Source organism: Amazonocrinis nigriterrae CENA67, from assembly GCF_016056305.1.
GTDB classification, from domain to species: Bacteria; Cyanobacteriota; Cyanobacteriia; order Cyanobacteriales; family Nostocaceae; genus Amazonocrinis; species Amazonocrinis nigriterrae.
In genome coordinates this window covers 21,742-34,463 of record NZ_JAECZC010000055.1, presented here as the reverse complement: position 1 = coordinate 34,463, position 12,722 = coordinate 21,742, and the positions used below count along the sequence as shown (strand labels likewise).

General features: G+C 43.1%; 6 protein-coding genes, 1 pseudogene and 1 CRISPR repeat array. Of the genes and pseudogenes, 4 read left to right on the top strand and 3 right to left on the bottom strand.

The window, feature by feature from the left end; genetic code table 11:
* Positions 1 to 13: 13 nt before the first annotated feature.
* The gene (glsA, locus tag I8748_RS22430; RefSeq protein ID WP_198126759.1) at positions 14 to 1,006 is read right to left on the bottom strand and encodes a glutaminase A; all 993 of its coding nucleotides are present in this window, start codon (positions 1,004 to 1,006) and stop codon (positions 14 to 16) included.
* Positions 1,007 to 1,968: 962 nt separating this feature from the next.
* On the opposite strand from glsA, the gene I8748_RS22425 reads away from it, so the two are divergent.
* The 4 genes from I8748_RS22425 to glpK all read left to right on the top strand — a co-directional run bounded on the left by I8748_RS22425 (position 1,969) and on the right by glpK (position 10,642).
* Positions 1,969 to 3,057, top strand: coding sequence for a septal ring lytic transglycosylase RlpA family protein (locus I8748_RS22425; RefSeq protein WP_198126758.1), 1,089 nt, complete (start codon positions 1,969 to 1,971; stop codon positions 3,055 to 3,057).
* Between the two features lie 202 nt (positions 3,058 to 3,259).
* Positions 3,260 to 4,864, top strand: coding sequence for a bifunctional pantoate--beta-alanine ligase/(d)CMP kinase (locus tag I8748_RS22420; protein ID WP_198126757.1), 1,605 nt, complete (start codon positions 3,260 to 3,262; stop codon positions 4,862 to 4,864).
* 657 nt (positions 4,865 to 5,521) lie between these two features.
* Positions 5,522 to 7,397: direct repeats of the CRISPR family, unit length 37 nt; unit sequence GTTTCAACTTACTAACTCCCCTCACGGGGATTGAAAC.
* A gap of 688 nt (positions 7,398 to 8,085) precedes the next feature.
* A complete protein-coding gene (locus I8748_RS22415; protein WP_198126756.1) occupies positions 8,086 to 8,688 on the top strand; it encodes a superoxide dismutase [Fe] in 603 nt (200 codons plus the stop codon).
* A gap of 466 nt (positions 8,689 to 9,154) precedes the next feature.
* A complete protein-coding gene (gene glpK / locus I8748_RS22410; RefSeq protein WP_198126755.1) occupies positions 9,155 to 10,642 on the top strand; it encodes a glycerol kinase GlpK in 1,488 nt (495 codons plus the stop codon).
* A 124-nt stretch (positions 10,643 to 10,766) separates the two neighbouring features.
* Here glpK and holB read toward each other — a convergent pair whose 3' ends face one another.
* Positions 10,767 to 11,723: a DNA polymerase III subunit delta' gene (holB, locus tag I8748_RS22405; RefSeq protein ID WP_198126754.1), complete on the bottom strand. Its 957-nt coding sequence runs from the start codon at positions 11,721 to 11,723 to the stop codon at positions 10,767 to 10,769.
* A gap of 282 nt (positions 11,724 to 12,005) precedes the next feature.
* Positions 12,006 to 12,662 (bottom strand): annotated as a pseudogene (locus tag I8748_RS22400) (SnoaL-like polyketide cyclase).
* Positions 12,663 to 12,722: the final 60 nt, after the last annotated feature.

Below are 12,722 nucleotides of genomic sequence, written 5' to 3'. Positions count from 1 at the left end.
AACTCCCCACTCCCTACTCCCTAATTCTAAAAAACTGGGAATTTTTCTCTGAACACTCAAATAGATGTAACCCTAAGTGTTGGGAAAGTTCTTCACACACTTTCACTCCCCGGACGCTGTTACCACGCGCATCTAGTGGAGGCGAGAATACTGCAATGCCCATTTGGTTGGGGACAACGGCAAAAATTCCCCCGCTAACGCCGCTTTTGGCAGGAATACCAACTTTGTAAGCCCACTCTCCAGCAAAGTTATACATGCCACAGGTGTACATAACGCTGAGAATATCTTTAATATAATGGCTGTCTACAGCCTGTTCGCCTGTGATCGGATTAACGCCTCTGTTGGCTAGGGTAGCAGCCATCACTGCTAAGTCGTGGCAATTCACCATGACTGCACACTGTTGGAAGTAAAGATCCAAAGCTTGTTCAATGTTTTGGTCAATCATGCCAAAGTTGAGCATCAGATGTGCCATTGCGCGATTGCGATGTCCGGTGGTACGTTCAGAGGTAAATACTGAGATATCCACAAATACGTCATGACCAATGTATCGCCGGAACATTTCTAGCATCCGGTTGAGACGTTCTGTTGCACCTGAGCCTTTGATTAAGCTGGTAGTGGCGATCGCTCCCGCGTTTACCATTGGATTATAAGGTCGCTTCGATTGCTCATCCAAGATAATCGCATTAAATGCATCCCCTGTCGGTTCCACACCAACTCTAGTTAATATATAGTCTCGTCCATGATCTTCTAAGGCTAGCCCGTAAGCAAACACCTTAGACATCGACTGAATAGTAAATAGTTGTTTGTAATCCCCAACTTCATAAACCTGACCATCTACCGTCACAATACAAATGCTGAATAAGTCAGGGTTTACCTTTGCCAGTTCCGGAATGTAGTTTGCTACTTTCCCCTCTCGCAATGACTTGTACTTGGAATGCAAGTCGTTGAGAAAAGTTAAACATGGTGATGGAACTATTTCTAAATCTGCTTGATTTGCTTGTGCCATGAAGCTGATAGCTTGCTATTTGGGACTGGGGAACTCGGTGCCCCCTCTGGAAATAAGGAACAATGGGGATTTATACCCAAGCAAATTTTACTCGTAATTTCTTCCCCAGTATCGCTTCGAGTTCAGAAATTCCCAAGTGTAGCAACTGCTGTCTTCAACTTCGCTGTACGAAGGTGGGGCATCCTGGATACGAACTGTTGACCAACTACTGCGGGTAGATAACTAGCTTGTAATTTTTGCTACATGACAAAAGTCATCTACACACGCCTATCAGTCGTTTTTCATTTTCTGATTACTGTTTTATCTTCAATTGTTAAAAACGGTAGCTAGGGTCATACTGACTTTTTCGGCTGATTATTACTACTAATTTACGTGTTTTACACTACTAGTTAGTATAGAAAAATAAGTATTTATACTTGTATTTCAAAGAATACAAAAACTTCAAAAAAAGATGCGATCGCTAGCTAATCTTTAAATTGTTTTATTTGTCAATCTTGATTTAGCTCAATATTACCATATTATTAAAATTTCATAAACTCTAACTAATGAAATATTTACAATCAGTTTTTTCTCTTAAATAGCTAATTTTTATCATAACTATTTTAAAATTTTATATGTTAGATAAAATACATCTTTGAGCAAAAGTGTGATCACCAATTTCAATTCTCATAATTGTAAAGTTTTTATAAGAAAATTTTGGTAATCGAAAAAAATGTTACATAGTCAAAATCCGCATTTGAGAAAGGTTTCACCCTTGAAATGAGAATTTAATTTTGATGAATTTATCAAGATTTACGGTAAAACCCTGATCCCCAAGTCCAAAAGTTCGTGTTAGTCTGTTGCAGTTATAAATAAAAAGTGAAAGCGGAACGAGTTCGAGTTGCCAGGATTTTGTCGTCATTTGTGACAAAATCTTACGAACCCAGAAACTGCTGTTCTACAGTCGCTTTAAAATCGGACGCATGAATCAAAGACATTTGTGGACTATTGTCGCCCTGTCTCTGACTGTTTTGGGGATGCCCTCAGTCGGTTGCACTCAAACTACTAAGGGAACTGCTCAAGCTTCCCAGAAGTCACCAGTAGGTGATGTGGTCAAGGTAGGAGAGTTTCAATCCCCAGCAGGGAAACTTACCTCGGATGCTGTGATTACAAACATCCATTCTCACAACATTGGAGGTCGTCAGGCGGCAACCCTGTATATCCGAAATATTCCAGTTCTAACCTTTTTGAGTTCTAAGCCAGTTGCAAATAGTAATAAAAAAGTTGGTGTAATAGGAAATACTAAGGGCGTGCAATCGTACGCCCTTATTGTTGACAACTCAGTAAAGGTGGCGAATCTGGGAAACTCGACGGATAGCAGCAATCAAATTAGCTCGTTTAACAATGACCCGGTTCAAAGAGCTAGCGTAATAGCAGCTAAGATCAACCAAATGCTCAGGGAAAATATAGATGCTCGTCAGATAACGGTGAGTTGGAAACCAGAGGACGAATCTAATCAAGCCCAGGAAAAAAGTGCCTCTAGCCAACAACATCCCAGCGATCGCTATACGATCAAAATCGACAAAGAAGAATTGGTGGAAATCAACGAAGATACACGACTAGCAGACACCACCAATAATCTGGCACAAGATGCATTGCAAGCGACCAATCGCTTACGGAGACTCATAGGCAATGCATCGCCCATCAACGGAATTGCTAATTTACCAACACGCTTTCCGTCACTACCAAAGCCACAAGAGATTGCCAGGAAAGTGGTAATGAATTTCAGGGGTATGGCTTCTTACTACGGCTATGACGGTTCTGGCAGTCAAACAGCCAGCGGCGAAAGATTCAATCCAGAAGGAATGACCGCTGCCCATCGCACCTTACCCCTTGGCACAAAAGTCCGTGTTACCAACACCCGCAATGGTCGTTCTGTGGTGCTAAAAATTAACGACCGGGGCCCATACGTTCGGGGTCGAATTATTGACGTGTCTGCGGGTGCAGCTCGGATGTTGGGAATGATGAGCAGTGGTGTTGCGCCGGTAAATATTGAAGTCCTGGGTCAATAGCTGTTTGGGAATAGGGAATAGGGAATAGATAAATAATTTAATTTTTAACCTTCTGTCCCTATCTCCCTATCTCCCCATCCCTCCATTCCCAATTCCCAATTCCCAATTCCCAATTCCCAATTCCCCTAGTTCAAACAACTCTTCCCTGCTATTTCAGATATAAACTAACGGGGAAGAGGCTAATAAGAACTAGGGGTATTTTGTGCGCCTGCTGACAACAGTTGCAGCTTTACGTTGCTATTTAACTAAACGTTGCTCGGAAAACAAGCTTACGGTTTTTGATGGTCTGGTATTTGATGAGATGACTAGCTGGTATCGGACAGCTGTCGGTCTGGTGCCAACGATGGGAGGTTTGCATGAAGGACATTTAAACTTAATTGCAAGAGCGCGGCAAGAGAATTCTACGGTAATTGTGAGTATTTTCGTTAATCCCTTGCAATTTGGGCCTCACGAAGATTATCAACGCTACCCTCGGACTCTAGAGCAAGACCGACTATTATGTGAACAAGCAGGAGTAGATGCAATTTTTGCACCTACTCCGGAAGAAATGGGAGTTCAACAGAATAATATACAAGAATCTAAAGTTACACAAGTAATACCGCCATCTGCTATGATATCAGGCTTGTGTGGTCGTTCTCGGCTAGGTCACTTTCAGGGTGTGGCTACGATTGTCACCAAGCTTTTGAACTTGGTACAGCCTGACCGAGCCTATTTCGGTCAAAAGGATGGTCAGCAATTAGCTGTTGTTAAACGGTTGGTAGCTGATTTGAATTTACCAGTAGATATTGTTGCCTGTCCAACGGTACGGGAACCGTCGGGTCTTGCCCTCAGTTCTCGCAATCAATATTTGACTGCCCAGGAAAAAGAACAAGCAACGGTCTTGTATCGCGGCTTGCAAAAAGTTGAGGCCGCGTTCAAAGCAGGCTTACGCGATAGTAGCAAGCTGATAGCGATCGCACAACAAGAACTGGCAAAGGTGAGTACTGTTTTAGTGGAATATATTGAATTGGTTGATCCGACTACGTTGATGTATTTAGAAAAAATTGAGGAGGAAGGAATGCTCGCGATCGCAGCTCGTTTGGGTTCTACACGGTTAATTGATAATACCATGTTACGCGATCGCCAACCTATCATCGCAATTGATGGCCCAGCCGGGGCGGGAAAATCTACCGTAGCTCGTCAAGTGGCGGCACAGATAGGTCTAGTGTATTTAGATACAGGAGCAATGTACCGGGCTGTGACTTGGCTGGTATTGCAACAGGGTATTGCCATTGATGATGATTGTGCGATCGCCCAATTAGCTAGCCAGTGTAAAATTGAACTGACTCCCAGCGAGGATTTACAATCTCCTGTGCGCGTTTGGATTAATGATACTGATGTGACCCAAGCAATTCGCACAATTGAGGTGACATCTCAAGTATCAGCAATAGCTGCACAAAGCGCTGTCCGTCAAGCACTGGTCAAACAACAGCAAAGTTGGGGTAAAAAAGGTGGTTTGGTGGCGGAAGGACGGGACATTGGTAGTCATGTATTCCCCGATGCTGAAATCAAAATCTTTTTAACCGCGTCTGTGAGTGAACGCGCCCGCCGTCGTCAGCAAGACTTTAAAAAACAAGGTCAACCCGAAGTCAGTTTAGAACAGCTGGAACGGGACATTGCCGAACGTGACTGGAAAGATAGTACTCGCAAAGTGTCACCTTTGCAAAAAGCACCCGATGCCATTGAAATTCAAACTGATGGTTTGAGCGTTTCTGAAGTTGCAGCACAAATTGTAGATTACTACCATCAGCGTTTATCTCAGTGGTAGTCACTATAAAGCAGAGGGGAAAAGGGATGAACAAGTCGCCCTAACGTGGTGAGGTTTTTACCTCCCAATGATACAAGGATTATTTCGCCCTAACGTGGCGAGGTTTTTACCTTTCCCCCTTCCCCTTCTTGATAAATATCCGCATTACCCCACCCCGCCTTTGACGGAAGTCAAAGTCTCCCCTCCCCGAACTTGCGGGGAGGGTTTGGGGAGCCAGTGCGCTATTGCGCTCTGCCGACAGCCGTGCATCTGGCGTGGTGGGGTACGATGACCGTGGGAATTATAACTATTTATCCGAGCTTCATAATACAATTCTCTACAATACGGCAACAAATTCAAACCTTGAAGCCTAGATACAATCTGAATTTCTGAATTGTGAATTGCAAATCGGTATAACGCCCGAAAACTACTCGACAATATTAGATACACATATTATGATTGGCTAATCAGCTTGATGTTTGGCACGGCAAAGCGAGGGCAAAATCCCTGGAGTCCCGCCAAAATCGCCAGAACCTTGACAAGTAAATAGTTACAGCCTTTGAGCAATGCTTATAATTGCAAATAATTTGCAATAAGAGCGGCTGAAAATGACCAAAATTTCTCCCCCGCCAAAACTCTTTCTGGGAAGCTTGCTCAATAATAGTTTCAGACTGAAGAGTTTCAACTTACTAACTCCCCTCACGGGGATTGAAACGTTGCTCCTGCTGGCTATGACCTTTGGGTTGCTGACCTTGTTTCAACTTACTAACTCCCCTCACGGGGATTGAAACTAGAGGCAATTTTATTTGTGAAGAAGATGATGGTCGAAGTTTCAACTTACTAACTCCCCTCACGGGGATTGAAACTTACTGTTATTTTTGTTACTGGTATTCTGCGTATTAGTTTCAACTTACTAACTCCCCTCACGGGGATTGAAACGAACTCAATCAACCAGTGTAGATAATACTATCATTACGTTTCAACTTACTAACTCCCCTCACGGGGATTGAAACATGAACTCTATTATCACGGAGAAGTAGAGACGATTGCAGTTTCAACTTACTAACTCCCCTCACGGGGATTGAAACACAGATGGGTTATTTTCTAAGAAAAACTTCAGCGTGCTTGTTTCAACTTACTAACTCCCCTCACGGGGATTGAAACGGGTCTAATATCTACAGATTGTCTGACACGGACAACGTTTCAACTTACTAACTCCCCTCACGGGGATTGAAACTCGCTTCCCACTTTTTCGTACTCGATAAATTTCTTTGGTTTCAACTTACTAACTCCCCTCACGGGGATTGAAACAGGTTGTACCCACCTGGCGACAATTTGCAGATGGTAAGTTTCAACTTACTAACTCCCCTCACGGGGATTGAAACGATAAATTTAATTGAAACTTTGGTAAGCCTTTTAGTTTCAACTTACTAACTCCCCTCACGGGGATTGAAACCACATTATTTTAAATTATTCTTTACTAACAATTCAGTTTCAACTTACTAACTCCCCTCACGGGGATTGAAACCAATAATTTTGATGCAGATGGGGCGTTTGACTTGGAGTTTCAACTTACTAACTCCCCTCACGGGGATTGAAACCTTTTGTTAGTGCTGTATCTTCTGCGAACAAACTTGTTTCAACTTACTAACTCCCCTCACGGGGATTGAAACCTGCCGATTGGGATTTACGCAGCGATAAAGATAGCAGCAGTTTCAACTTACTAACTCCCCTCACGGGGATTGAAACACGCAGCCGCTATCTGGGCTATTTCCGATCGCGTGGGTTTCAACTTACTAACTCCCCTCACGGGGATTGAAACAACTGAAATACTTCTCTTTATACTTGAAGGTGACTAGAGTTTCAACTTACTAACTCCCCTCACGGGGATTGAAACCCATAGTTCAGATTTTTAGCCAAGTCCCTACTGAAGTTTCAACTTACTAACTCCCCTCACGGGGATTGAAACCTAATTAAGCACTTAAAGTCTCAAGCGTGGAGACAAGTTTCAACTTACTAACTCCCCTCACGGGGATTGAAACTGGCATTACTACGTTACGTCGAACAAGGTTTTGCCGTTTCAACTTACTAACTCCCCTCACGGGGATTGAAACTTTGTTACTATTTTAGAAAAATTAAGCTCCTTAAAGTTTCAACTTACTAACTCCCCTCACGGGGATTGAAACCACATAGATAATCACAATCAAATGCGATCGCTCTTAAGTTTCAACTTACTAACTCCCCTCACGGGGATTGAAACATTCTGGTGTTAGGCTTGGCCCACTTGATGCGTTATGTTTCAACTTACTAACTCCCCTCACGGGGATTGAAACTTTTTTCGATACTATCTGTGTCGTGAACACTATTTTGTTTCAACTTACTAACTCCCCTCACGGGGATTGAAACAAAAATCTTTTATTTAATTCGAGATGTTCGAGTAAGTTTCAACTTACTAACTCCCCTCACGGGGATTGAAACAATACTCTTAGCGGCTGGGGTCTTTTCAAATAGCTTATGGTTTCAACTTACTAATTCCCCTCACGGGGATTGAAACTTGAACAAAGATGAATAGTACTGAAGAGAGAACAGTAATTGATACTAAGTTGTAGTTTGAAGTAGTACGATTTCCTCTCCCCTGCTCCCCTGCTCCCGAAGCTACTATCTCTGAATGCTACTTGGTTTGATTGCAGGGGATTTTCAGGAATAGCGATCAATGAAAGTCTACTTTGCTGACTCATTGACTTTTACTCAGCACTCAGCACTTTCAAGTCAGCCTACATGAACTGCATACACTTGTAAATCCAGCTTTGGAAAAAATCTAGAACTGAATTTCAAAAGCATTGAAGAATTGATTATTAATCTTAATAGTTTGCCGAGAAATATTAGAATAGCGGTGCGTAACCACGGTGGCGGACATATTCATCTGATAGCGCAGCCATCTAGTAAACATATTAATGGTCTTTTGTTGCGTTTTTACATAGGCTTTTAATTGCTAATTAGATTTTCGTCATCAACCATTAGTAATAATCTATTAGCTGTTTTTATTTATAATCACTCATTTCTCTAGATTTAACTTATTTCAAAAGTACTTTGTCTGAATCTTCACTTTGGTAGTAGAATGACGATGTTAAGTTTTATGTTCCAGTAATTAAGGATATAAAACTGCTAAGCACAAAACCTGTAATTTCCTGAGCTTTTGCAACAGCTTTCAACCGGAAAACAGTAAAGAGAGGATTCACAAAATGGCATTTACACAGCCCCCCTTACCCTTCGACTTTAATGCTTTAGAGCCGTATGGCATGAAAGGTGAGACTTTCGAGTATCACTATGGCAAGCATCACAAAGCTTATGTAGACAACCTGAACAAGCTGACTGAAGGTACAGAACTGGCTGATAAATCTCTGGAAGAAGTCATCCAAATTTCCTTCAAAGATTCTTCAAAAACGGGAATCTTCAACAACGCTGCCCAAGTTTGGAATCATACCTTCTTCTGGAATTCCTTAAAGCCAGCTGGTGGCGGCGCACCTACAGGTGAACTCGCAGCCAAGATCAATCAAGACTTTGGTAGCTTCGACAAATTCAAAGAAGAGTTCTCTAACGCTGCTGCAACACAATTCGGTAGCGGATGGGCATGGCTAATTGATGATGGTGGTACTCTGAAGGTGATCAAGACCCCCAATGCAGAGAACCCTTTAGCATATGGCAAAAAGGCACTCTTAACTTTGGATGTTTGGGAACACGCCTACTACATCGACTACAGAAATGCTCGTCCCGCGTTCATCAAAAACTTCTTAGATCAGTTGGTAAACTGGGAATTCGCTGCTGAAAATTACGCCAAAGCCTAGTACTCAACTAACCTAAAATTGCTGAGTGGAGGCAGGCTCTTAAGCATAGGAGCAGGGGAGTAAGGGAGCAGGGGAGGGGCTTTTACAAGTTCTTTCCTCTGCGTCTCTCTGCTCCCCTGGCTGCCAATAAGTAAAGTTTTTGTGTAGCACACTAATGGTCTGTCAGTTTTGTACTGGCTGCAAAGGTATATTTTGCCAGATATATAAGTAAAAACAATCTATTAATTTACCACAGTTTTCAGCAGTCACGAACTAATATCGTGGCTGCTTTTAATTACTGAATACACCAAGATGTATAAAAATGGTCATGGAACATTACACCATTTCCAAAAATATTTGCAATACATGAATCGGCTGTAGGGGCGTACAGCTGTACGCCCCTACTGTATCAGGTATTTCGTGAAATGGTATTACTTGTTTGTGTTCCCCTGCTCCCCCGCTCCCCTGCAACCACAAATAACATCCCATGACTAAATACATTCTGGCATTCGACCAAGGCACCACTAGCTCCCGCGCTATTGTATTCAACCATAACGGTGATATGCTCAGTGTTGCTCAAAAAGAATTTCAACAAATCTTTCCGCAGCCGGCTTGGGTGGAGCATGATCCCGATGAAATCTGGTCTACTCAAATTGGTGTTGCTAACGAAGCTTTAGCTCGCATTGGTATTCGGGCGAGTGATATTGCTGCTATTGGCATCACTAATCAACGGGAAACGACGATCGCCTGGGAACGAAAAACGGGTAAACCAATTTATAATGCGATCGTCTGGCAAGACCGCCGCACCGCTGCTGACTGCGATGAACTTAAGGCAGCTGGACACGAGGCAACATTCCAGAAGAAAACAGGATTAGTCATCGACGCATACTTTAGCGGTACAAAACTCAAGTGGTTGCTGGATAATGTGCCTGGTGCCCGCCAACAAGCCGAACGTGGAGAACTGGCTTTTGGTACCGTCGATAGCTGGTTAATCTGGAAGTTAACTGACGGTGAACTCCATATCACAGATGCAAGCAATGCTTCCCGGACGCTACTTTTCAATATTCATACCCAACAGTGGGACGATGAATTACTCTCCATTCTCGATATTCCCCGTGCCATTCTCCCACAAGTGCAGAGTTCATCAGAAGTATATGGATATACTTCTGAAGGTATTTTAGGTAGTCGCATTGCCATTGCTGGAATTGCTGGAGACCAGCAAGCTGCTACCTTTGGGCAGGCATCGTTGCAATCTGGTATGGCAAAAAATACTTACGGTACAGGCTGCTTTTTATTACTTAATACAGGCAACAAACCTATCCCATCTAACCATAAACTGCTGACCACGATCGCCTGGCGCATCAATGGACGCACCGACTATGCATTGGAAGGCAGTGTATTCATTGCCGGGGCAGTTGTGCAGTGGTTGCGCGATGGACTCGGCATTATTAGGCAGAGCGCCGATGTTGAAGCGCTAGCTAACAGCGTTCCTGATAACGGTGGTGTATATTTTGTGCCTGCCTTCGTCGGCTTAGGCGCACCTTATTGGGACAGCTACGCCCGTGGTGCGATCGCAGGTTTAACTCGCGGTTCAACCAGTGCCCACATCGCCCGTGCTGCCTTGGAAAGTATTGCCTATCAAACCGCTGATGTGATTGATGCGATGCGTCAAGACTCTGGACTTGATCTATCGGAACTGCGGGTAGATGGAGGTGCATCCCGTAACAACCTGCTGATGCAGTTCCAAGCAGATATTTTGGGTGTACCTGTTGTTCGTCCCAAAATTACCGAAACCACTGCTTTGGGTGCTGCTTATCTAGCAGGGCTAGCCGTTGGCTACTGGGAAAGCGAAGCAGAAATTGTACAGCAATGGCAGATTGAAAAGCAGTTTGAGCCGACAATTAGCCCCGACTATCGGCAGACACTAAGGGAATCATGGCGACAAGCGATCGCTCAGACTCGGTATAGAGGGTAAAGGGGATGGGGGAGCAGGGGAGCAGAGGAGCAGGGGAGATGGGGGAGAATAACAACTGACAACTGACAACTGACCTTTGTGTGTCTTAATTACGAATTACGAATTACGAATTACGAATTACGAATTACGAATTATATAATTGACACATAGACAATAATGTGCATTCCCATACAAGGCGTGGTTGGGCGTAACAAAGTAAAGATTTACGGGCTTGTTCTAGCTGGATGATGATATTGGGTTGGTGTTGTTGTTGCCAATAGGACTGCTGAAGATAATCGACTAACCAAAGTTGTGCTTCTGTGTCTAAATCTTGATCAATTTGCTTGGCTAACTCCAAAGCGTTGCGGTAGGATGTAGGCGCTTTTGTGAGGTCTTGGAGTAACTTTTCAGGAATTGCTTGTAATTGCTCGTAAGATGCGATCGCATTTCCAGGGCTGCCAGCTGCTATGCTCAATACTGCTGGATGTTGCAAAATTTCCTCATGCCCTGTTTGCTTGAGTACCTGAGTCAAAGATGCTTTATCTAAGCCGTAAAAGGGAATGCGTTGACAGCGTGACACTAAGGTGGGTAACACAGACTCCGGGGAAGGTGCAATTAAAATCAGCGTCGCCTGTCCTGGTTCTTCCAAGGTTTTTAGCAAAGCATTGGCTGCGGCTTCCGTCATTGTTTCAGCTTCCTCTATCACCACCACATTCTTTGGTGCTTCTAAAGGAGGACGGCTGAGAAACTCGGTAATTTCACGAATTTGCTCTATTTTGATTACAGATCGTGCTTTGCGCTTGAGTTTTTTCTGTGCTGCTTCGGCTGCTGTCAGTTGTTGTCTCTGTTGGTATGTCGGCACCCACAACAAATCAGGATGATTACCTTGACGCAGACGACTTTGTAAAGACCCATGAAATTGCGTTTCTACAAAACTAGAAAACAGCAACTCTATAAAGCACCTCGCAGCTAAACTGCGTCCTACACCATCTGGCCCTACAAATAGATAAGCAGGCGCTACTCGATTTTGTCTTACAGCCTGAGTGAGTAATTCTATAGCTTGCTGTTGTCCAACAAGTCGTGTAAACGGATTACTGGTCATAAGTCAATTGTAAATTGACTTATGAAGTCTGAAATGTAAAATATGAAGGATGAAAAGGAACTTTTTTCAATACTGAACCCTGAACCACCTTAGATAGAGTCATTTTATATAGGACTAATATTTGATTTTTGAGAAATACGTAGGGTGCGTTATAACGAAGTTTAACGCACCAAAACTTTAATCTGGCGCGCGATTCCTACGGTATAACACATCCTACACATACCTAGATTTTTTCAGTAATTAAATCAGATTCCTATATCATCCTTCATTCTTTATCCTTGTTTAGTGGAAAGGACAGCCTGTTGCCAATTTGTTTAAAAATGAACTGGTATCAAAAAAGTGTTCTAAGGATAAAATCTTCAAGTCGTCATTAACGCGAGCAATACTAACTCCGACCACTTACACAGTTTCTCCGGTGGGTGCATGTTCTTTATATGGGCCGCTAAAAGTTCCCCAATGTCGCCATTTGAATGTTACATTTGGCGGCCCTGATAAAACTTCTATTAGCTCCCATAAAAAGCCATTGGGAAAGGCTTCATGGAAGATTTTCGCCGATGATTCAAAGCTTTCTGCTGTTGACTTATAATGCTCGGAATCACCAAGAAATAGATTATAAGTTCCCACATCTGCTATGTCCTGAGCAGTATAAGCTGGGCCGTTATTTGTGGTCATCCGAAACTTGTCAGCAACAACTGATACCCACTGCTAAGGATTTATTTTGTAGGATGCCTCCATCTCGAAGGCTCTGACAAGGTTTTGAACTATCGCTTCCAGAGAACCTTCAAGGTGTTGGTATTGACTCTGTTGTTTGAGATATTGATTGGTGTGGGAATAATCAGGACGTGTCTGATATCGCCACTCAACATTAGCATCATTAGAGATGACAGTATCTCGATCTTGTATCCAAAGAGGCTGGTTGGTAGATTGCTCTGTACTCATTGAAGTTTCTCTGAATTAGGATTGGCTCAAAACACAATTATGGAATCGCAATTCCACAAA